At 69.4% G+C, this 20,958-nt stretch carries 18 protein-coding genes, 2 tRNA genes and 1 pseudogene; 12 read left to right on the top strand and 9 right to left on the bottom strand.

Annotated features, from left to right (window positions below; genetic code table 11):
* Nucleotides 1–118 precede the first annotated feature (118 nt).
* Nucleotides 119–667: a helix-turn-helix domain-containing protein gene (locus ACZ7OY_RS13380; protein ID WP_351608954.1), complete on the bottom strand. Its 549-nt coding sequence runs from the start codon at nt 665–667 to the stop codon at nt 119–121.
* Nucleotides 668–850: 183 nt separating this feature from the next.
* On the opposite strand from ACZ7OY_RS13380, the gene ACZ7OY_RS13375 reads away from it, so the two are divergent.
* Nucleotides 851–923 (top strand) — tRNA-Ala (locus tag ACZ7OY_RS13375).
* Nucleotides 924–1,319: 396 nt separating this feature from the next.
* On the opposite strand, the gene ACZ7OY_RS13370 is transcribed toward ACZ7OY_RS13375, so the two are convergent.
* The gene (locus ACZ7OY_RS13370) at nt 1,320–2,018 is read right to left on the bottom strand and encodes a DUF5324 family protein (RefSeq protein WP_471911512.1); all 699 of its coding nucleotides are present in this window, start codon (nt 2,016–2,018) and stop codon (nt 1,320–1,322) included.
* Nucleotides 2,019–2,380: 362 nt separating this feature from the next.
* On the opposite strand from ACZ7OY_RS13370, the gene ACZ7OY_RS13365 reads away from it, so the two are divergent.
* Entirely contained in the window at nt 2,381–2,908 is a 528-nt protein-coding gene (locus tag ACZ7OY_RS13365; protein ID WP_471911511.1) for a peptidylprolyl isomerase, read from the top strand.
* Nucleotides 2,909–3,020: 112 nt separating this feature from the next.
* Nucleotides 3,021–3,902: a rhomboid family intramembrane serine protease gene (locus ACZ7OY_RS13360; protein WP_471911510.1), complete on the top strand. Its 882-nt coding sequence runs from the start codon at nt 3,021–3,023 to the stop codon at nt 3,900–3,902.
* 244 nt (nt 3,903–4,146) lie between these two features.
* Here ACZ7OY_RS13360 and crgA read toward each other — a convergent pair whose 3' ends face one another.
* The gene (gene crgA, locus ACZ7OY_RS13355; protein ID WP_351608942.1) at nt 4,147–4,401 is read right to left on the bottom strand and encodes a cell division protein CrgA; all 255 of its coding nucleotides are present in this window, start codon (nt 4,399–4,401) and stop codon (nt 4,147–4,149) included.
* A gap of 141 nt (nt 4,402–4,542) precedes the next feature.
* On the opposite strand from crgA, the gene ACZ7OY_RS13350 reads away from it, so the two are divergent.
* From ACZ7OY_RS13350 to ACZ7OY_RS13325, 6 genes and pseudogenes are all read left to right on the top strand, one after another.
* Complete coding sequence (locus ACZ7OY_RS13350) at nt 4,543–5,325, top strand: DUF881 domain-containing protein (protein ID WP_471911509.1); 783 nt, start codon at nt 4,543–4,545, stop codon at nt 5,323–5,325.
* A 26-nt stretch (nt 5,326–5,351) separates the two neighbouring features.
* Nucleotides 5,352–6,041 carry a class E sortase gene (locus ACZ7OY_RS13345; protein WP_471911508.1) on the top strand — a complete coding sequence of 230 codons (690 nt, stop codon included), beginning with the start codon at nt 5,352–5,354 and terminating at the stop codon, nt 6,039–6,041.
* A 4-nt stretch (nt 6,042–6,045) separates the two neighbouring features.
* Nucleotides 6,046–6,256, top strand: a pseudogene (locus ACZ7OY_RS13340) (hypothetical protein).
* Entirely contained in the window at nt 6,253–6,891 is a 639-nt protein-coding gene (locus ACZ7OY_RS13335) for an aminodeoxychorismate/anthranilate synthase component II (RefSeq protein ID WP_471911507.1), read from the top strand. The pseudogene ACZ7OY_RS13340 and the gene ACZ7OY_RS13335 overlap by 4 nt, the downstream one beginning before the upstream one ends.
* Complete coding sequence (locus ACZ7OY_RS13330) at nt 6,822–7,871, top strand: class E sortase (RefSeq protein ID WP_471911506.1); 1,050 nt, start codon at nt 6,822–6,824, stop codon at nt 7,869–7,871. The genes ACZ7OY_RS13335 and ACZ7OY_RS13330 overlap by 70 nt, the downstream gene beginning before the upstream one ends.
* A 14-nt stretch (nt 7,872–7,885) precedes the next feature.
* Nucleotides 7,886–8,638 (top strand): class E sortase, encoded by a 753-nt coding sequence (locus tag ACZ7OY_RS13325; RefSeq protein ID WP_471911505.1) that lies wholly within the window; start codon nt 7,886–7,888, stop codon nt 8,636–8,638.
* 92 nt (nt 8,639–8,730) lie between these two features.
* Here ACZ7OY_RS13325 and pknB read toward each other — a convergent pair whose 3' ends face one another.
* The 6 genes from pknB to ACZ7OY_RS13295 all read right to left on the bottom strand — a co-directional run bounded on the left by pknB (nt 8,731) and on the right by ACZ7OY_RS13295 (nt 16,825).
* On the bottom strand, nt 8,731–10,695 hold the full coding sequence (gene pknB, locus ACZ7OY_RS13320) for a Stk1 family PASTA domain-containing Ser/Thr kinase (RefSeq protein ID WP_471911504.1): 1,965 nt from the start codon (nt 10,693–10,695) through the stop codon (nt 8,731–8,733).
* A 169-nt stretch (nt 10,696–10,864) separates the two neighbouring features.
* The gene (locus tag ACZ7OY_RS13315) at nt 10,865–12,331 is read right to left on the bottom strand and encodes a peptidoglycan D,D-transpeptidase FtsI family protein (protein ID WP_471911503.1); all 1,467 of its coding nucleotides are present in this window, start codon (nt 12,329–12,331) and stop codon (nt 10,865–10,867) included.
* The gene (locus ACZ7OY_RS13310) at nt 12,328–13,764 is read right to left on the bottom strand and encodes an FtsW/RodA/SpoVE family cell cycle protein (RefSeq protein WP_384724941.1); all 1,437 of its coding nucleotides are present in this window, start codon (nt 13,762–13,764) and stop codon (nt 12,328–12,330) included. The genes ACZ7OY_RS13315 and ACZ7OY_RS13310 overlap by 4 nt, the downstream gene beginning before the upstream one ends.
* Nucleotides 13,765–13,791: 27 nt before the next feature.
* Nucleotides 13,792–15,327 (bottom strand): Stp1/IreP family PP2C-type Ser/Thr phosphatase, encoded by a 1,536-nt coding sequence (locus tag ACZ7OY_RS13305; RefSeq protein ID WP_471911502.1) that lies wholly within the window; start codon nt 15,325–15,327, stop codon nt 13,792–13,794.
* A 120-nt stretch (nt 15,328–15,447) separates the two neighbouring features.
* Complete coding sequence (locus ACZ7OY_RS13300) at nt 15,448–15,966, bottom strand: FHA domain-containing protein FhaB/FipA (protein ID WP_351610948.1); 519 nt, start codon at nt 15,964–15,966, stop codon at nt 15,448–15,450.
* Between the two features lie 10 nt (nt 15,967–15,976).
* A complete protein-coding gene (locus ACZ7OY_RS13295; protein ID WP_471911501.1) occupies nt 15,977–16,825 on the bottom strand; it encodes an FhaA domain-containing protein in 849 nt (282 codons plus the stop codon).
* 458 nt (nt 16,826–17,283) lie between these two features.
* On the opposite strand from ACZ7OY_RS13295, the gene ACZ7OY_RS13290 reads away from it, so the two are divergent.
* The 3 genes from ACZ7OY_RS13290 to ACZ7OY_RS13280 all read left to right on the top strand — a co-directional run bounded on the left by ACZ7OY_RS13290 (nt 17,284) and on the right by ACZ7OY_RS13280 (nt 20,759).
* Nucleotides 17,284–17,370: transfer RNA gene (locus ACZ7OY_RS13290), tRNA-Leu, on the top strand.
* A 665-nt stretch (nt 17,371–18,035) separates the two neighbouring features.
* The gene (locus ACZ7OY_RS13285) at nt 18,036–18,995 is read left to right on the top strand and encodes an NAD-dependent epimerase/dehydratase family protein (RefSeq protein ID WP_471911500.1); all 960 of its coding nucleotides are present in this window, start codon (nt 18,036–18,038) and stop codon (nt 18,993–18,995) included.
* Nucleotides 18,996–19,196: 201 nt separating this feature from the next.
* On the top strand, nt 19,197–20,759 hold the full coding sequence (locus ACZ7OY_RS13280) for a DUF2252 domain-containing protein (RefSeq protein ID WP_471911499.1): 1,563 nt from the start codon (nt 19,197–19,199) through the stop codon (nt 20,757–20,759).
* The last annotated feature ends 199 nt before the right edge of the window (nt 20,760–20,958 follow it).

Genomic DNA, 20,958 nt, shown 5'->3' with positions numbered 1-20,958 from the left:
TGCCCTCCCCCGCGGCAGGGGCGACGACTCCTCCCACGGCGGGCGCGACGGCTCGTGTGTGCCCCCTCAGGGCGTCGGCCCGGTCCCCGAACCCCCTTCGGTCACCGGGCCGTCGGCGTCAGCTCTGGTGGGACTGGTAGTGCGTCACCGCGTCCGAGGTGCGGCCGGCGCCGTAGACCCGGAGGAACTCTGCCAGCTCCGGGTGGGTCGGGGCGAGGGTGTCCGCGGCCTCGATGATGTCGCCGGCGGCGGCCACCGACCGCAGCAGCGACTGGATCTCCCGGACCACTCGCTTGACCGTGGGCGCACCCGAACTGCTGGTCGCCTGTGTGCTGTTGCTGAGCACCGAGCCCCCCTGTGACCTCTTGATCTCGTCCATTCGCGCGGTGGCCTCGGCGGCGCTGACGCTGCCGTCCGCGACCTGCCCCGCCAGGTCCTGGAGCAGCTGGACCCGCTGCACCACGGCCGGATTGCCGATCTTCGCCCGCTGACCGCTCATCAGCTGGGACAGCATCGGCGCGGACAGGCCCAGCACCCCCGCCAGACGGGCCTGGTTGAGGCCCAGGTCTTCTATGAGCTTACGGAAGAGCGCCCCCAGTGGCTCCCCGTACCAGTTCCGCTGCAGTTCCCGCGCTCTCGCGGTCGCTTCCTGCTGTGCGGCGTCCATTGCGTCTCCCCATCGCTTCCCCAAAAAACGGCGGTTCGCTGTAGCGAACCACGTCGAGCATCTTACGGAGAGTGGTCGCTCACGGGGACCCCCCAACTTTTTGCGAGATACCCGGGGGGACCCGGTAGTCTTGTCTGCGGCGCCCACCGGGATGCGGTTTCTCCGGTCGGACGCCTTGCTTCCGGGGCCTTAGCTCAGTTGGTAGAGCGCTGTCTTTGCATGGCAGATGTCAGGGGTTCGACTCCCCTAGGCTCCACAGAACGGACCGGCCGGACACCTCGCAGGTGTCCGGCCGGTCTTTTGCATGTTCCGTGACGTGTGTCACTCGGGTGATCCGGGAGGGAGTCCGGGGCGTTGCAGTTCTTTGCGCAAATATGCGCGGAGAGTGGCGTCGGTCGACCGTCCCCGAGGAGGCGGCCGGGCAGGCGCGGCGAAGCCCCTCCGAGGCGGCGGCCTTGCGTGAAACGGCATCCGCGCGACCGCGTGACCGGACGGGTGCGTTGCGTCAAGGAAACGTGAGGGGATTGTGGAGAGTCGGTGCGTTGCAAACGTCACCGCAAAACACGCCTCCACGGTTCCACGTGAAACATCGCCGAGGGGCGGAGAACCACCGGGTCCTCCGCCCCTGGGCGGTAGTCGGCCTGGTCCGGCTTCAGCCGCGGTCCTCGCGGTCCGCCGCCTCTTCCTCGGTCTCCTTGGCCTGTACCTCGGGATCGAGGGCGGACTGGCTGCCGTCCACCGAGGCCAGCCGATTCGACTCGGGTACGTCCGTCGCGGCCGGCGGCTCGACGAGCCACTCCGGGTTGGCCTGCCTGTCCCACCACTTCCACGCGACGAAGGCGCAGGCTGCCAGCGCGGCCAGACCGGCCATCACCTTCACGGCCCGCCCGGCCTTCGCCCGCCGCTTGTGCTTGCGGGCCAGCTGCTGGATCTCCTTCGGGGTCACCTGACCGCGCAGCGCGGCCAGTGCGGCGAGGCTGCGGGCGGTCGCCTCGTCCTTGACGGGACCGGCCGCCGCCACCGCCTGCTCGATCTTCGGACGGGAGTAGTCGGCGGCCTGCCGGGCGACCTCGCGGGTGCGGACCGCCGCCTCCTGGGCGGCCTGGTCGACCTTGGGCGGCACATGGGAGCGCGCTTGTTCCAGCCGGGGTGCCAGGTAGGCGTCGTACTGGACGCGGGCCTGTTCCGCGGCCTGCGACACCTTGGGCGCGAGCCGTACGCGGGCCTCGGATGCGTAGTACGCGGCCTTTTCCTTGGCCGTGTCGGCGTAGGGCGCCACAACTTCCGCGGCGTGCAGCACGCTGTCCTTCGCCGTTTCGGTCGCGGCGCGCACGCTGTCGATGCGGGTCACGGGTTCCTCCTCCTCGGTGGCGTACGGTAATTCGGCTTTCCACCCTTTTACGGATCATGCCTGTCGGCGTGCGCCGGGGCATGCGCGGACGGGCATACGGGTCATACCGTCCGACTTGCGATCACTTCCCGCCAAGAGCGTCCGGGTTGGTGATCAAGTGCAATAACGGATGAATGCGGAGAACGTGAGCTTGCCGTCGACAATGCCACGGATCGTCGCCGAGTGCCCGTGTCGTGGGAGCACTGGTGCCGTTTTCCGCAAGCAAGTACCCGGATATCCGCCCAGAAGAAGTCGTCGGGCGCCGCGCCGCCCGGGCCGTGCGAGGATTCGGGCAGTCACAGAAAGACAACGGAAGGCAGACCGTGGCCGAGCAGCTCTACGCCACCCTGAAGACCAACCATGGCGACATCGAGGTTCGGCTCTTCCCGGACCACACGCCCAAGACGGTCAAGAACTTCGTCGAGCTCGCCCAGGGCGAGCGTGAGTGGACCAACCCCGAGACGGGCGAGAAGTCCACGGCCAGGCTCTACGACGGCACGGTCTTCCACCGGGTGATCAGCGGCTTCATGATCCAGGGCGGTGACCCGCTGGGCAACGGCACCGGCGGCCCCGGTTACCAGTTCGCGGACGAGTTCCACCCGGAGCTCCAGTTCTCGAAGCCCTATCTGCTGGCCATGGCCAACGCCGGCCCGGGCACCAACGGCTCGCAGTTCTTCATCACCGTCTCCCCGACGGCCTGGCTGAACCGCAAGCACACCATCTTCGGCGAGGTCACCGACGCGGCGAGCCAGAAGGTCGTCGACTCCATCGCCTCCACCCAGACGAACCCGCGCACCGACCGCCCGGTCAACGAGGTCGTCATCGAGTCGGTCGTCGTCGAGACCCGATAGGGCTGACGCCCAAGGCCTGTCCGGGCGGATCAAGCCGCAGGGAACCTTATGCCCCGCTCGTCCGTAAGGATGAGCGGGGCAAGGCATTGCATACGACGACCTAGGGGATGCCATGGACCAGGCTCGCGGCAGTCGGCAGGACGCCCAGAGTCTGCCCGGCTGCTACCGGCACCCGGACCGTGAGACCGGAATCCGCTGCACCCGCTGCGAGCGCCCGATCTGCCCCGAGTGCATGGTCAACGCCTCGGTCGGCTTCCAGTGCCCCGACTGCGCCCGCGAATCCGGCACCAGTGCGGCCGCGGCCCGGCCCCGCACCGTCGCGGGCGGCACCGTCGCCGCCGACCCGCGTCTTGCCACCAAGGTGCTGATCGGCGTCAACCTGGCTCTCTTCCTGGTCCAGCAGATCCTCGGCGACCGCTTCAGCGAACGGTTCGAGCTCCTCGGCCAGGCCTACGTCCCGCTGCTGCACTCCGTCGAGGGCATCGCCCAGGGCCAGTGGTACCGGCTGCTCACCGCGATGTTCCTGCACGGCAGCTATATCCACATCCTGTTCAACATGCTCAGCCTGTGGTGGATCGGCGGCCCCCTGGAGGCGGCCCTCGGCCGGGCCCGCTACCTGGCGCTCTACTTCGTCTCCGGGCTGGCCGGCAGCGCGCTCAGCTATCTGATCGCCGCGCCCAACCAGCCCTCGCTCGGGGCCTCCGGCGCGATCTTCGGTCTCTTCGGCGCGACGGCCGTACTCATGCGCCGGCTCAACTACGACATGCGTCCCGTGATCGCCCTGCTGGCGATCAACCTGCTCTTCACCTTCGGCCCGGGCATGAACATCGCCTGGCAGGCACACATCGGCGGCCTGGTCGCCGGTGTCGCCATCGGCTATGCCATGGTCCACGCGCCGCGCCGGCACCGCGCTCTGGTGCAGTACGGCAGCTGTGCAGTGGCGCTGGCCGTCGTCGTGGGCGTGACGCTGTTGAGGACGTTCCAGCTCACCTGAGCGGTCGGTTGTCCACAGCTTGTGGCGGATCTTGTGCACATCGTGCGGGAACAGCTGTGCCCCCTGTCACTGACCCGGGTTTACGCAGGTCAAGCAGGGGGCGAACAAGCTTTCGACGATGGGCGATTCCGTCACACCGGCGTCAACCCTCGATGAGTTATCCACAGATCGTCTTTCTTTTCCCCATGTGGAAAACGGCTGTGGATAACTCAGCGGATAACCGTGGGCAGAGCCCCGGACCGCCCTACTTCCACTGGGTGGAGACGCCGAATCCCGCCGCGATGAAGCCGAAACCAACCACGATGTTCCAGTTGTCCAGCTTGTCGATGGGCAGGGAGCCGTCGGACACGTAGAAGACGACGATCCAGGCGAGGCCGATGAGGAACATGGCCAGCATGACCGGCGCGACCCAGCCACGGCTGTTGAGGTTGATGGTGGTCGCCTGCTTCGCCGGGGGCGGCGTGTAGTCGGCCTTCTTGCGGATACGTGACTTCGGCACGAGGGTCTCTCCTGTCGATGCGCTGCGTGGCCGCGCAGGGAACTCTGACTGGCTCGGGGCAGCGTACAAGGGGACTCTTAGCGCTCCCCCGGGCGTCCGTTAGCGTAGTGCTTCCGTGGCGTCGAAGGAGATAAGGGTACGTTGAGCAATTCTGCCGACTCTCCCCGGATCGAATCCAGTCCTGACCACCGCCGGGGCGGTCTCCGGCCCGTTCGGGTGCTCACGGTCGCCGTCTTCGCGCTGGCCGGGCTGCTCTTCTTCACCAGTTTCAACACGGCCAAGGGCACCAACATCCGTACGGACACCTCGCTGCTGAAGCTGTCCGACCTCATCCAGGAGCGCAGCCGCAAGAACGGCCAGCTGGACGAGTCCAACGCGGCCCTGCGCAACGACGTCGAGTCCCTCGCCGCGGGCGACGACGGCAGCACCGCCGCGGAGGACGCGAAGGTCACGGCCCTGGAGAAGCGGGCGGGGACCCAGAAGGTCAAGGGGGAGGCGATCACGGTCACCCTCAACGACGCCCCGCCGGACGCGACGGCCAAGCTCCCGGGCTACCCCGAGCCGCAGCCCGACTATCTGGTCATCCACCAGCAGGACCTCCAGGCCGTGGTGAACGCCCTGTGGGCGGGCGGCGCCAAGGGCATCAAGGTCATGGACCAGCGGCTGATCTCCACCAGTGCCGTGCGCTGTGTCGGCAACACCCTGATCCTCCAGGGCCGGGTCTACTCGCCGCCGTACAAGATCACTGCGGTCGGTGACCCGGAGAAGCTCCAGAAGGCCCTCGCGGAAGCCCCGGCGATCCAGAACTACATGGTGTACGTCAACGTCTACGGGCTCGGCTGGAAAGTCACCGAGAACGGCACGGTGACTCTGCCCGGCTACTCGGGCACAGTGGATCTGCACTACGCGAAGCCCGTGGAGTAGAGCAGCCGCCGGGGGGCCCTGTGTCGGTGCGTGTGATCGTCAGGACCTTCAGCGAGCTCTGCATCACCGTGGGCACCGTGATCGTGCTCTTCGTCGTCTACGTGCTGTTCTGGACCGGGGTGAAGGCCGACCGGGTCATGGACCACCAGATCGACCAGTTGCAGCAGGAGTGGGCGCACGGCGGTGTCCGGCCGTCGCCGGCCCCCGGTGCCGCCGCCTCCCCCGCCCCGGCGCCGGCGGCGTACCGGAGCGGCAGGCCCTTCGCGATCATGTACATCCCCCGGCTCGGTTTCACGTGGAACAAGCCGGTCCTGGAGGGCACCGCCACCGCCACCCTGAAGAAGGGCCTGGGCCACTACGCGGGCACCGCGCGGCTGGGGCAGACGGGCAACTTCTCCGTGGCCGGTCACCGGCGTACGTACGGTGATCCGTTCAAGGACTTTCCGCAGCTGCGCCGGGGGGACGCGGTGGTGCTGACGGACGGGACGACCTGGTTCACGTATCGGATCGACAAAGGGCCCTACAAAACCGTGCCCACGGACGTTGAGGTGATCGCCCCTGTGCCACGTAAGTCCGGGTATACGCGTGCGGGCCGCTATCTGACGTTGACCACGTGCGATCCCGAGTGGGGGCACAGTCACCGGCTGATCGTGTGGGCGCACCTGGACTCCACACAGCCCGTGGAGGCAGGCGAACCCGAGGCGCTGCGCCGTTAGTCTGGTGCCGTGCGGCGTGAGTCTGGTGCCGTGGTACGAGGGGAAGGGACGGCATGTACGGCTGGATCTGGCGGCAGCTGCCGGGAAACGCCTGGGTCAAGGCGCTGATCTCGATCGTGCTGGTTCTGGCCGTGGTCTACGTCCTCTTCCAGTACGTCTTCCCGTGGGCCGAACCGCTGATGCCCTTCAACGATGTGACGGTGGACAACCAGTGAGCGCGCGCATTCTCGTCGTCGACAACTACGACAGCTTCGTCTTCAACCTGGTCCAGTACCTGTACCAGCTGGGTGCCGAGTGCGAGGTCCTGCGTAACGACGAGGTGTCGACCGCGCACGCGCAGGACGGTTTCGACGGGGTGCTGCTGTCCCCCGGTCCGGGCACGCCCGAGGAGGCCGGGGTCTGCGTCGAGATGGTGCGCCACTGCGCCGCCACCGGTGTCCCGGTCTTCGGGGTCTGCCTGGGCATGCAGTCCATGCAGGTGGCGTACGGCGGTGTGGTGGACCGCGCGCCGGAACTGCTGCACGGCAAGACCTCGCCGGTGGAGCACGGCGGCAAGGGCGTCTTCGCCGGTCTGCCGTCCCCCTTCACGGCGACCCGGTACCACTCGCTGGCCGCGGAGCCGGCGACGGTGCCGGACGAGCTGGAGGTCACGGCCCGCACGCACGACGGCATCATCATGGGGCTGCGCCACCGGGAACTCCCGGTCGAGGGCGTGCAGTTCCACCCCGAGTCGGTGCTGACCGAGCACGGCCACCGGATGCTGGCCAACTGGCTGGTCGAGTGCGGCTACGCGGGTGCCGTGGCGAGGTCGGCGGGGCTCGCCCCGGTGGTGGGCAGGGCCACGGCGTGACCGCGCTCGGGGACCGGTACGACGGCGCGTCGTACGGACGCCCCCTCGACGACGAGACCGTCGCGTTGCGGCTGCCCGACCCGTCGCTCATGGGAGCCGGTGGGCCTGCATCGGCTTCTGCGGCCTCAGCGGCCTCCTCCGCCACTCCAGCCACCCCGGGCGGCCGCGCGGCCCGCAGAAAGGCCGCCAAGCGCCGTGGTGGGCGTCATGGGGGCAGCGCACCCGAGACCGGTACACCGTCGGGTGGGTCCGGATCCCGCGCACCCCTGTCCCGGGTCGAGGCGCGCAAGCAGGCGCGGGCGCGCAAGGCCAGCCCAGCCGTGGTCGCCAGCCGGGCGATCGGCGAGGTGTTCATCACGACCGGTGTGCTGATGCTGCTGTTCGTCACCTACCAGCTGTGGTGGACGAACGTGCGGGCCCATGCCCAGGCGGGCAAGGAGGCCAGCAGCCTCCAGCAGGACTGGGCGAGCGGGAAGCGGGCGCCGGGCACCTTCTCGCCCGGGCAGGGTTTCGCCATCCTGCACATTCCCAAGCTGGACGTCGTGGTGCCGATCGCGGAGGGCATCAGCAACAAGAAGGTGCTCGACAAGGGCATGGTCGGGCACTACGGCGAGAGTCCGCTCAAGACCGCGATGCCCGACGCGAAGACGGGCAACTTCGCGCTCGCCGGCCACCGCAACACGCACGGTGAGCCGTTCCGGTACATCAACCGGCTCCAGGCGGGCGACGAGGTCGTGGTCGAGACCCAGGACACCTACTACGTCTACAAGATGACGTCGATGCTGCCGGTGACGTCGCCGAGCAACACCACCGTCATCAACCCCGTTCCCGCCGGGTCGGGGTTCACCGGGCCCGGCCGCTACATCACTCTGACGACGTGCACGCCGGAGTTCACCAGCAAGTACCGGTTGATCGTCTGGGGCAAGATGGTCGAGGTACGGCCGCGCAGCAAGGGCAAGCCGGATGCGCTCGTCAGTTAAGGGCAGAGGAAACAGTGGCAGCGACCGCCGATGAGACCGAAGAGCACACCGCCGTGCCCGAGTCCGGGCCCGCGCCGCGGCGCCGGGGCCAGGGCCGGATCGCCCAGGCGGTCAGTGTCTTCGGTGAACTGCTCATCACGGCGGGCCTGGTGCTCGGTCTGTTCGTCGTCTACTCGCTGTGGTGGACGAACGTCGTCGCCGACCGGGCGGCGCACAAGGAGGCCGACAAGGTCCGCGACGGCTGGGCCTCCGGGCCGGACACCGGCCCCGGTGCGCTCGACACCCGCGACGGCATCGGCTTCCTGCATGTGCCCTCGATGAGGAACGGCGAGGTCCTGGTCGACAAGGGCACGTCGACGAAGGTCCTCAACGACGGGGTCGCCGGCTACTACGTCGATCCGGTCAAGGCCACGCTGCCCACGTCAGGCAAGAACGGCAACTTCGCTCTGGCCGCCCACCGCGACGGCCACGGGGCGAAGTTCCACAACATCGACAAGGTCGAGAAGGGCGACCCGATCGTCTTCGAGACCAAGGACAAGTGGTACGTCTACAAGGTCTACGCGATTCTCCCCGAGACCTCGAAGTACAACGTCAAGGTCCTCGGGTCCGTCCCCAAGGAGTCGGGGAAGACGAAGCCGGGCCACTACATCACGCTGACGACCTGCACCCCGGTGTACACGAGCCGTTACCGGTACGTGGTGTGGGGCGAACTGGTGCGGGTGGACACGGTGGACAGCAAGCGCACACCACCGAAGGAACTGCGCTGACGCAGATCCGGGCACGGCGACGGCCCCCGACCGAGTGATCTCGGTCGGGGGCCGTCGCCGTGGTGCGGTTGCCTTTCGCGGCGGTCCTGCCGTCAGCCGCTGTTGCCGCCGAAGAAGTTGCCGCCGTTGTTGCCCTTCACGGTGATCAGGTCGACGCTCGTGCCCGTCTGGACCGGGTTGCCCTGGCCGGGGTTGGAGGCGACGACGGTCGCGTCGTCGTCCGGGGAGCCCTGGATGTTGCCGACGTTGAGGCCCACCTGCGCCAGCATCTGCTTGGCGTCCTTCAGCTTCTGGCCCTGGATGTTCGGGACCGGGACCTGCTGCTGTTGCTTGGCCTTGCCGATCTGGATCTGGACCGTGGAGCCCTTGTCGGCCTGAGTGCCGCGCTCCGGGACGGTCGAGATGACCTTGCCGACCTGGTTCTGGTCGTCGGTCTCCACCTCGACGCAGTTGCCGGTGAGGTTGTTGGCCTCCATCTGGGCCACCGCGTCGTCACAGCCCCTGCCCAGGACGTCCGGGACGGTGGACTTCTCCTCGGCCTTGGCGACCGTCAGCGTGATCGTGGAGCCCTTCTCGACCTCCTTGCCGAGCTCCGGATCCGACTCGAGGACGGTGCCCGCCTCCAGGGTGGACACCTTCTCCTTGGTCTTGACGTTGAACTGGTACTTGTCGGACTCGAGGATGCTCTTGGCGTCGTCGACCTTCTTGCCGACGACGTTCGGCACGGCCACCTTCGGCGCTCCGGTCGAGACGACCAGGTTGACGGTGGACTGCTTCTTGACCTCGGTGCCCGCCGTCGGGTCCTGCGAGCAGACCTTGTTGGTCTCGGTGTTCTCGCAGGGCTTCTTGGTGATGGCGATCTTCAGGTCGGCGTTGTCCGCCATCTGTTGCGCCTGGGCGACGGTCTGGTCGACGAAGCTGGGCATGCTGACGGTGTCGTTGCCCGCGCCACCGCCGCCGAATGCCCACTTGCCGATCAGGATGGCGCCTACGAGGACCAGGACGGCCGCGACCGCCAGCAGGACCGTCGAGGTGTTGTTCTTCTTCTGGCGGCGCCGGTCGGGGCGGTCGTCGTAGTCGTAGCCGCCGCCCCCTCCCGGGCTCATGGGCGGCATCATCGTGGTGGCACCGCCGTCGGCGCGCAGGGCGGTCGTCGCCTGGTCGTCGCCGTAGCCGCCGTAGCCGACCGAGCCCATCGCCGCGGTGGCCGCCACCGGCTGGCCGTCGAGGCAGGCCTCGATGTCGGCGCGCATCTCGTCGGCGGACTGGTAGCGGTAGTTGGGGTCCTTGACCAGTGCCTTGAGGACGATCGCGTCCATCTCCGGCGTGATCTCGGGGTCGAAGACGCTCGGGGACTGCGGCTCCTCCCGGACGTGCTGGTAGGCGACCGCGACCGGGGAGTCGCCCACGAAGGGCGGCCGGACGGTCAGCAGCTCGTACAACAGGCAGCCGGTGGAGTACAGGTCGGAGCGGGCGTCGACCTGCTCGCCCTTGGCCTGCTCCGGCGAGAGGTACTGGGCGGTACCGATGACCGCCGCGGTCTGGGTCATCGTCATGCCGGAGTCGCCCATGGCGCGGGCGATGCCGAAGTCCATGACCTTGACCTGGCCGTTGCGCGTCAGCATGACGTTGGCCGGCTTGATGTCACGGTGCACGATGCCGCTGCGGTGGGCGTACTCCAGGCCCTGGAGGATGCCGATGGTCATCTCCAGCGTGCGCTCGGGCAGCAGCTTGCGGCCGCTGTGCAGAAGCTCACGCAGAGTGGAGCCGTCGACGTACTCCATGACGATGTACGGGATCGAGACCCCGTCGATGTAGTCCTCGCCCGTGTCGTAGACCGCGACGATCGCGGGATGGTTGAGCGAGGCGGCTGACTGGGCCTCCCGGCGGAACCGGGCCTGGAAGGACGGATCGCGCGCGAGGTCTGCGCGCAGCGTCTTCACCGCCACCGTGCGGCCGAGCCGGGTGTCATGCGCGAAGTAGACCTCCGCCATGCCACCACGGCCGAGCACATGGCCCAGCTCGTACCGGCCGCCTAGGCGACGCGGCTCTTCCATAGCTACCTACCAGCCCTCTCCGTCGGTCCCGACCCGCACGTCTGTGCGGTCGGCGGCTGTCGTCCGGGCATACCGTACCCGGATCGGTCTATGTGACCTGGCCTAGCCCGTCACCCGATACAGGACCGGTATCGCAACGTGCACCGATGTGAAGGGGACGTGAGCGGGGTCACTTCTTGCTGTCGATGACTGCCTTCATCACGTCCTTTGCGATCGGAGCCGCGAGACCACCGCCTGTGATGTCACCGCGGTTGGCGGCGCCGTCCTCGACGACGACGGCGACAGCGACCGGGCTGCTGCCGTCGGACAGTTTGGCGTACGAGATGAACCAGGCGTACGGCTTCTCGCTGTTGTTGAGGCCGTGCTGGGCGGTACCGGTCTTGCCGCCCACGGTGACGCCGTCGATCTGGGCCGAGGTTCCGGTGCCGGACTTGACCACAGTCTCCATCATCTGCTGGAGCTTCTGGGCGGTCTCGGAGGAGACGGCCTGGGAGAGCTCCTTGGGCTCGTTCGTCTCGATGACGTCGAGGTTGGAGGCGCGCAGCTGGTCGACCATGTAGGGCTGCATCAGCTTGCCGTTGTTGGCGACGGCCGAGGCGACCATGGCCATCTGGAGCGGGGTGGCCCGGTTGGAGCCCTGGCCGATGCCGTCGAGGGCGTTCTGCGGGGCGTTGTCCTTGGGGTAGATGCTCTCGGCGGCGCGCACCGGGGTGTCGAGCGTGGCGTTGTTGAAGCCGAACTTCTCGGCCTGCTCGATCATCTTGTCGTTGGTGACGTTGGCGGCCATCTTCGCGAAGACGGTGTTGCAGGAGACGCGCAGTGCCTCGCGCAGGTTGGCGTTCTCGCAGCCGCCGTGCTCGTTGGTGAGGTTGGTGCTGGTCCCCGGGAGTTTGTACGGGTCCGGCGTCTTGGTCGGGTCGTCGATGCCGGAGACCACGCCGTTCTCCAGCGCGGCGGCGGCGGTGACGACCTTGAAGGTGGAGCCGGGCGGATAGGTCTCGCGCAGGGCCCGGTTGAGCATCGGGTCGTCGGGGTTGTTCTTCTTCAGGACCTTGTTCCAGGCCTTCTGGTCACTGTCCGAGGTGCCGGCGAAGGTCGACGGGTCGTACGAGGGCGTGGAGACCAGGGCGAGGATCTTGCCGGTGGCCGGGTCGATCGCGGCGACGGCGCCCTTCTTGTTGCCCAGGCCCCTGTAGGCGGCCTTCTGGGCGGCGGCGTTGAGGGTGGTGACGACGCTGCCGCCCTCCTTCTGCTTGCCCGTGATCATGTCCAGGGTGTTGCGGAAGAAGAGCCGGTTGTCGGTGCCGGTGAGGATGCCGTCCTCGAGCTTCTCGAGCTGGTTGGCGCCGAAGGCCTGCGAGGAGAACCCGGTGACCGGCGCCCACATGGCGCCGTCCTTCCAGGTGCGCTTGTACTTGAAGTCGTTGTCGCCCGACTCGACGGAGCCGGTGATGGCCTTGCCGTCGACGATGATGTCGCCGCGCGGGCTGGCGTAGCGCGTGATGTTGACGCGGCGGTTGTCCGTGTCGGAGGCCAGGGTGTCGGCCTTGACGTACTGGAGCCAGTTGTCGCGCAGGAGCAGGGTGAGGACCAGGAGACCGCAGAAGATCGCGATTCGGCGCAGGGGCTTGTTCACGGGCGGACCACCTGGGTCATCTCGGCGTCGGGGTTGGAGGCGGGGGCGGGGGCCGGGCGGCGCGCGGTGTCGCTGATGCGGAGCAGGATGCCGATCAGGGCCCAGTTGGCGATGACGGAGGAACCGCCGTACGCCAGGAACGGCATGGTCATACCGGTCAGCGGGATGAGGCCCATCACACCGCCGGCGACGACGAACACCTGGAGGGCGAAGGCGCCGGACAGGCCGATGGCGAGCAGCTTGCCGAACGGGTCGCGGGCGGCGAGGGCGGTGCGCACGCCGCGTTCCACGATCAGGCCGTAGATCAGCAGGAGCGCCATGATGCCGGCGAGGCCCAGCTCCTCGCCGAAGGTGGCGAGGATGAAGTCGGAGTTGGCGGCGAACCGGATCAGTTCGGAGTGGCCCTGGCCGAGGCCGGTGCCGAGGGTGCCGCCGGAGCCGAACGCCCACAGGGCCTGCATGGCCTGCTCGGAGTGGCCGGCGACGCCCTTACGGCTGAGGGCGTACTCGCCCATCGGGTCGAGCCAGGCCTGGACGCGCTGCTGGACGTGGGGTTCGAAGCTGGCCACGCCGACCGCGCCGCCCGCGGACATCAGCAGACCGAAGACGATCCAGCTGGTCCGCTCGGTGGCGACGTACAGCATGACGATGAACATTCCGAAGAACAGCAGCGAGGTGCCGAGGTCGGTCTCGAAGACCAGGATCAGGATCGAGATGAACCAGACGACCAGGATCGGGCCGAGGTCGCGGCCGCGGGGCAGGTACAGGCCCATGAAACGGCGGCTGGCCAGGGCGAGCGCGTCGCGCTTGACCATGAGATAGCCGGCGAAGAAGATCGCCAGGACGATCTTGGCGAACTCTCCGGGCTGGATGGAGAAGCTGCCGACGTGGATCCAGATCTTGGCGCCGTAGATGTTGGCACCGAGTCCGGGGACCAGCGGCAGGAGCAGCAGCACCAGCGCGCCGACCATGGAGATGTAGGTGTAGCGCTGCAGGGTGCGGTGGTCCTTGAGGAAGACCAGGACGACGATGAACAGCGCGATGCCCATGGCGGTGTACATCAGCTGACGGGGTGCGGCGGTGCCTGCCTGCTGGATGGACTGGAGCAGTTTGGACTGGTCCAGCCGCCAGATGACGACGAGTCCGAGCCCGTTCAGCAGCGTGGCCAGCGGCAGCAGCAGCGGGTCCGCGTACGGGGCGAACTTGCGTACGGCGAGGTGGGCGACGCCGGCCAGGAGGCCGAGGCCGAGGCCGTAGCTCAGCAGGCCGGACGGCACCTTGTCGTCGATGGCCAGGCCCACGTTGGCGTAGGCGAACACCGGGATGACGACGGCGAACACCAGGAGCGCGAGCTCGGTGTTGCGCCGGCTCGGGGTCCCGATCGAGCCGATCGTGGACGTGTGGTGCGTCGGCGAGTTGGTAGTACTGCTCATCGTGTGACGGGGCCTCTCACGGCTTGCCTACTGCTTACCGCACAGCGAGACGACCTTCTGCTCCTCCTCCGAGAGGCTGGGGCCGGGGCTGGGAGTGGCGGTCGCGGACTTGGACGGGGTCGGGGACGTCGATGCCGACGCGTTCGGCGACGGCGATGCCTTGGACGTGCGGGAGGCGCTGGTGGTTCCCGTGGTGCCTCCGGCCTCGCCCTCGCCCGTCTTGGCGCTGTTCTCGCTCTCGGCGGTGCGGCGCTGTGCTTCCTTCTTGCACGCGGAGACCTGGACCGACAGTTCGTCGATCTTCTTCTGGGCGGTGCCCAGGTTGCCTTCGGCGATCGTGGCCTGGACCAGCTTCTGCTGGTAGGGCGGCAGGTACTTGAGTTCGATGTCGGGGTGGTCCTTCTCCACCTTCGACAGCGAGACCCACGCCAGGTCCTGGCTGATACCGCGGTACAGGGCCACGTGCTCGCCCTTGGTGCCGACGTAGTACTGCGTCTGCGTCCAGCGGTAGCCGCCGTACAGGCCGCCGCCGATCACCGCGAGGGCCAGGACGCTGTAGAAGGATCTCTTCAGCCACCTGCGGCCCTTGCTCGGCTTGACGAAGTCGTCGTCGGTGTAGTCGCCGAAGCTGCCGGCCGGGATGTAGCCGGTGGTGTCGCCGGAGCCGGGCGGGCCGAACTCGCCGCCGCCGCCCTGTCCGGGCACCTGGCGGCCGAGGCCGGAGGCGCGTCCGGCGGGCGTCTGCATGATGCCGTTGTCGTGCAGCTGGTTCTGGTTCTCGGCGACCGCGCCGACCACGACCGGGGTGTCGGAGAGCTGCCCGGCGAGGGTGTCACCGGTGTCCAGGTCGAGGACGTCGGCGACGATGACGGTGATGTTGTCGGGTCCGCCGCCGCGCAGCGCGAGCTGGATCAGCTCCTGCACGGTCTCCTGCGGGCCCTGGTAGCTCGCGAGGGTGTCCTCCATCGTCTGGTGGGAGACGACCCCGGACAGTCCGTCGGAGCAGATCAGGTAGCGGTCGCCGGCCCGGACCTCGCGGATCGACAGGTCGGGCTCGACGTGCTCGCCGCTGCCGAGCGCGCGCATGAGGAGCGAGCGCTGCGGGTGCGTGGTCGCCTCCTCCTCGGTGATGCGTCCCTCGTCGACCAGGCGCTGCACCCAGGTGTGGTCCTGGGTGATCTGGGTGAGGACGCCGTCGCGCAGCAGGTACGCCCGCGAGTCGCCCACGTGGACCAGGCCCAGTCGCTGGCCGGTCCACAGCAGGGCGGTGAGCGTGGTGCCCATGCCTTCGAGCTGGGGGTCCTCCTCGACCATGGCGCGCAGCTGGTCGTTGGCCCGCTGGACGGCGGTGCCGAGCGAGGTCAGGACGTCGGAGCCGGGGATGTCCTCGTCGAGAGCGACGATGGTGGAGATCGCCTCGGAGGAGGCGACCTCGCCGGCGGCGGCGCCGCCCATTCCGTCGGCGATCGCGAGCAGGCGGGGACCGGCGTAGCCGGAGTCCTCGTTGCCCTCCCGGATCATGCCTTTGTGCGATCCGGCGGCGAAGCGCAGTGAGAGACTCATGCGCACCTCGCCCGTCGGCTCCGGGTACATCCGCACGGTGCCCACCCTCCGGTCGGGAGCGCGCCGGGGTCCGGGGTGTGGACCGCGCCTGCGTGCTCGCTCCGCTCGCTCATTGTCGTACTACTTCCGCAGCTCGATGACGGTCTTGCCGATGCGGATCGGCGCACCCGGCGCAATCGGCGTGGGAGTCGTCAGCCGGCTCCGGTCGAGGTACGTGCCGTTGGTGGAGCCCAGGTCCTCGACGATCCACTGACCGTCCCGGTCCGGGTAGATCCTGGCATGGCGGCTGGAGGCGTAGTCGTCGTCCAGCACGATCGTGCTGTCGTGCGCCCGGCCCAGGGTGATGGTCTGGCCCTGCAGCGCGACGGTGGTACCGGTGAGGGTGCCCTCGGTCACCACCAGCTTGGTGGGGGCGTTGCGGCGCTGGCGGCCGCCGGCGGCCTGCTGGCGCTGCTGCGGAGGCGCCGCCGCCTGTCGGCCGGTCTGCGCCTGAGGCCGGGCGGCCTCCCGCCGCGCTCCGCGCTGGGTGACACGCGTACCGAACAGGTCGCTGCGGATGACCTGCACGGCCACGATCACGAACAGCCACAGTACGGCCAGGAAACCCAGCCGCATGACCGTGAGGGTCAGCTCTGACATTGCCCCCGCTTCACCCTTCGGCTTGCCGGTAAATGATGGTGGTGCTGCCCACGACGATCCGCGAGCCGTCGCGGAGCGTAGCGCGGGTGGTGTGCTGCCCGTCCACCACGATGCCGTTGGTGGACCCGAGATCCTGGATCGTCGAGGGCGTTCCGGTCCGGATCTCACAGTGCCGGCGGGATACGCCGGGGTCGTCGATCCGCACGTCGGCCTCGGTGCTGCGGCCCAGCACCAGGGTCGGGCGGGAAATCTGGTGACGCGCGCCGTTGACCTCGACCCAGTAGCGCGTGCGTGCGCCGTGGGCCGGTCCGCCGGGCTGGGCGGGCTGCGGGTAGCCGTAGCCACCGGGGCGCGGACCCGCGCCGGGCGGCGGTGCGGCCGGCATGGGAGGCGCGGCACCTGCGCCGGGCTGCGGGTAGCCGTGGCCGCCCGCACGCCGGCCGCTCGCGGACGGGTCGGGGGCCTGCGGTGCCTGCTGGCTGCTGGACGAGGCGAGCGTACGGCTGCGCACCCGGTACAGGCCGGTGTCCAGGTCGGCGGCCTTCTCCAGGTTGACCTTGATCGGCCCCATGAAGGTGTAGCGCTGCTGCTTGGCGTAGTCGCGCACCATGCCGGCGAGCTCGTCGCCGAGCTGGCCGGAGTAGGGGCTGAGGCGCTCGAAGTCGGGCGTGCTCAGCTCCACGATGAAGTCGTTGGGGACGACCGTGCGGTCGCGGTTCCAGATCGTGGCGTTGTTGTCGCACTCGCGCTGGAGCGCGCCGGCGATCTCCACGGGCTGGACCTCGGACTTGAAGACCTTGGCGAAGGTGCCGTTGACCAGACCTTCGAGGCGCTGCTCGAACTTCTTCAGGACTCCCATGGGGCACCTCCTCCGTCGTTGCCGCTGTGCCTGTGCCTTGTCCGGTGCTTGTACTGCTCGTACTGCTTACTGATCGTATCCACGCGCCGCTCGATCGGCTGGTTCCCCCTGTCGGCTCGGTCGACGGGTGTCGACGCCTGCGAGCTTCCCTGCGGAACTCCCCTTCGAACTCTTCTTGCCCAGGATCGTAGAGGGGGCCGCAGACCAGTGTCCCGCACCCGGCTGCGCACCCTGACCGGCTCCTGGTCAGACGGGCGGTACCGGTACGAGGTTGATACGTGAACCGGTACGTGTCGAGACGTAGCCGCACCGGCACCGGCACCGGCGGACCGGCTGTGCCGCTGCTCACCGCCTGCCCAGGGGAAAGGGATGTGAACGCACCCCGGACCGCGTGCTAATGTTCTGCATGTCGGAAGGCGCCGCACCGAAAAGGAACGGAACCGGAAGACACACCCAATGCGCGGGTGGCGGAATAGGCAGACGCGCTGGATTCAGGTTCCAGTGCCCGCAAGGGCGTGGGGGTTCAACTCCCCCCTCGCGCACCAGACGAAACGGTCGGTACCGATTACGGTACCGGCCGTTTCGCGTTACGGGGCGAACCCCGGGGGTTGTTGTCGGGCTCGGATCCTTCGGCCGGGGCCGGCGGCGGGAGAGCGCGGGTTCGGAGCCGCCGACCCGGAGCCGCCGGGTACCCGATCCCCGATGTGGATCTTCACTTGCTCCGCTCTCGCAAGCCGCGGGTGGATTGTGAGGAAGGTCTCAGTGCCCGGAAGGGCCGTTCTTTCGCGGACGGGGGCCACGGACGGGCTTCGCGGCGCCGGTGAGTGCACTCCGTGTCCGGACCGTCCCCAGGGGTGACCGCGATGTGCTGTCCGTGGGGCGGGACCTGGCTGCCCCGGGCGTGCTCCGGCCGGGCCGTCCGCCGGGCGGGAGGGCCGTGGGCCGTGTGAAGTGCTGCCGGTGCCGGGCGAGTTGACGGGCCTGGGAGTCGCCCTCCGTCCCGGCCCGGTGCCGCACGCAGGGCATTCTGTGTCCCACGAGGGGGAGTTCTGTGTTCCGAGGGGGCCTGTGCCCCACAGGGACAGTTCTGTGTTCCGAGGGGGCCTGAGCCCCACAGGGACAGTTCTGTGTCCCGTGGGGGTCTGTGTCCCGCAGGGGAGTTCCAGGGCGCCCGCCGTCCTGATCGTGTGTCCCGGGGAGGGAGTGTTCCGTGTCACCCACTGTTCTGATCACCGGAGCCGCCGGATTCGTCGGCAGCCACGTGGCCGGCGAGGCCCGCCGCCTGGGCGTGGACCTGCGGCTGATGGTTCATCGCAGACCGCTGCCCGGTTCCGCGGGACAGTCGCTGCCCGGCGCGCGGGAGCCCGTGACCGTCGAGGCCGATCTCGGCGACCCCGGCTCGCTGCGCGGGGTGTGCGCCGGGGTGGACGTGCTGCTGCACTGTGCCGCGCGGATCGGCGGCGGTCCGCAGGACAACGAGAGCGTCAATGCCCGGGGTACGCAGGCCCTGGTCGCCGAGGCCCGGCGGGCCGGGGTGTCCCGCATCGTCCAGATCAGCACGGCGTCCGTCTACGGGCGGGGGACCTACCGCCGGGCCCGCCCGCAGGACCTGGTGCGCAACCCGCAGTCGCCGACCTCGGCGACCCGGGCCGTCGCCGAGGACGCCGTGCTCGCCGCGGACGGGGTCGTGCTCCGCCCGCATCTCGTCCACGGTCCGGGCGACCTCTGGTTCGTCCCCGGCCTGAGCGGTCTGCTGCGCGCCCTGCCCGGCACGGTCGAGGGCTGGACCGCGCGGCTGTCCGTCGTCTCCGTGCACGACCTGGCCCGCCTGGCGGTCATGGCGGGACTCGCCCCGCGAGCGAGCCTGACCGCGTCCGTCTACCACGTCGCCCCCGCGGAGCCGGTGGCCGCGCGGGACCTGCTGCGCGCGGTGGCCGACTGTGCCGGACTGGCCTGGCCGGAGCTGGACCTGACCGTGCGGCAGGCCCAGGACCTGCTGGACGGCGAGCCGCGCCTGCGGCACGCGCTCGGCATGCTCGTCACCGACCACTGGTTCGACGGCGGGCCGCTCTGGTCCGACCTGGCCGCCGCGCCCGGACCGGACTTCGCGCAGGCCTTCTCCCGGTACACGCCCTGGTACCGGCCGGTGCTGGACGGTGCCCGGGGTTGAGGCGGCCGGGCGGGCCGGAGCGCCGGAGGCGCGGAGGTACGAAAGGTACGGAGAGGCGAGGACCGGTCGGACCGGTGCCCGGAGTGGGTGTTCTGCGGGTGGTTGTCCACAGGGTCTGACGCGTTTCGGCCACCGGCGGTACGGTCGGCACGCATTGATGTTCATGGAAGTTCTTGCGCGGGTGCGGGGGAGGCGGTCGTCATGACCGAGTTCGGTGCGGAGTTGGCGGAGCCGGTGGGGTCCGCCGGATCGGCGGAGGCCGTCGCGGCGGCGGAGCTCGGTGTGGAACCGGTGGTGCCGGGGCAGTCGGCGCGTGCGGCGGTGCCGGAACGGGCGGTGGCGCAGGAGCGGCCGGCGGAACCGGTGGCGCCGGTGGTGGCCCGGCGGCTGTCCACGGTGCGGGGCTTCGCCGCGTGGCCCGTGGCGGGGTCGCCCAAGGAGGAGGGGAAGGCGCTGCGGCGCCGGGTGCCCCGTGCGGCCCACGCCGAGCTGGACCTCGACGCGTCACGGCCCGACGCGGTCGCCGCGGTGGAGGAGTCCAACCAGGGCCGTATCGCGGAGCTCACACCGATCCGGGTGGGCAGGATGGCGGCCACCCCGTTCGCGTTCCTGCGGGGTTCGGCGGGTCTCATGGCGTACGACCTGGCCCGCACGCCCATGACCGGGATCCGCGCGCAGATCTGCGGCGACGCGCACGCCGCGAACTTCGGTCTGTACGGCGACGCCCGCGGCGGCCTGGTCATCGACCTCAACGACTTCGACGAGACCGTGCACGGCCCCTGGGAGTGGGACCTCAAGCGGCTCGCCGCCTCGCTCGTGCTCGCGGGCCGGGAGGCCGGCGCCGACGAGGACACCTGCCGCAAGGCGGCACGGGACACGGTGGGCGCCTACCGCCGCACCATGCGCCTGCTGGCCAAGCTCCCGGTGCTGGACGCGTGGAACGCCATAGCGGACGAGGAACTGGTCTCCCACACCGACGCCCATGACCTGCTCGGCACGCTGGAGCGGGTCTCCGAGAAGGCGCGGGCCAACACCAGCGGGCGCTTCGCGGCCAAGTCGACCGAACCGACCGCGGACGGCGGCCGCCGCTTCGTCGACGCGCCCCCGGTGCTGCGGGGCGTCACGGACGCCGAGGCCGCGGCGGTCGCCGCGGCCCTGGAGCCGTACCTGGACACGCTCTCCGAGGACCGTCTCCCGCTGCTGGCCCGGCACACGGTGCACGACGTCGCCTTCCGCATCGTCGGCACGGGCAGTGTGGGCACCCGGTCGTACGTGGTGCTGCTGCTGGACCACCGCGGCGAGCCCCTGGTCCTCCAGGTGAAGGAGGCGCGGGCGTCGGCGCTGGTGCCGCACCTGGTGAGCGCCGGGTTCGAGGTGCCCCGGGTCGAGCACGAGGGCCGCCGGGTCGTCCTCGGCCAGAAGCGGATGCAGGTCGTCAGCGACATCCTGCTGGGCTGGACGACGGTCGAGGGCCGGCCCTTCCAGGTCCGGCAGTTCCGCAACCGCAAGGGAAGCGTCGATCCGGCCGCGCTCGCCGCCGACCAGGTCGACGACTACGGCCGGATGACCGGCGCCCTGCTGGCCCGCGCCCACTCGCACAGCGCCGACCCGCGCCTGATCGCCGGCTACTGCGGCAAGAACGAGGAGCTGGACGAGGCGATCGGCACCTTCGCCGTCGCCTACGCCGACCGCACGGAGGCGGACCACGCCCGGCTCGTGGCGGCAGTACGGGCGGGCCGCATCCCGGCGGAGACGGGCGTGTGAGGTTCGACGGTCGTCTGGTGGGTGTGTGAGGTCCGGCAGCCGTCTGGTGGGTGTGTGAGGCTCGACGGTCGTCTGGTGGCTACGTGAGGTCCTGCGGCCGTCTGGTGGGTGTGTGAGGCTCGACGGCCGCCTGGTGGGTACGTGAGCTCCGGCAGTCGTCCGACGGGCGTGTGAGGTCCGGCGGCCGTCCGGATGTGCG

Source organism: Streptomyces sp. NPDC107559 (assembly GCF_055657365.1).
The sequence above is the reverse complement of the archived record's forward strand: the minus strand, read 5'-3'. Positions and strand labels throughout refer to the sequence as shown.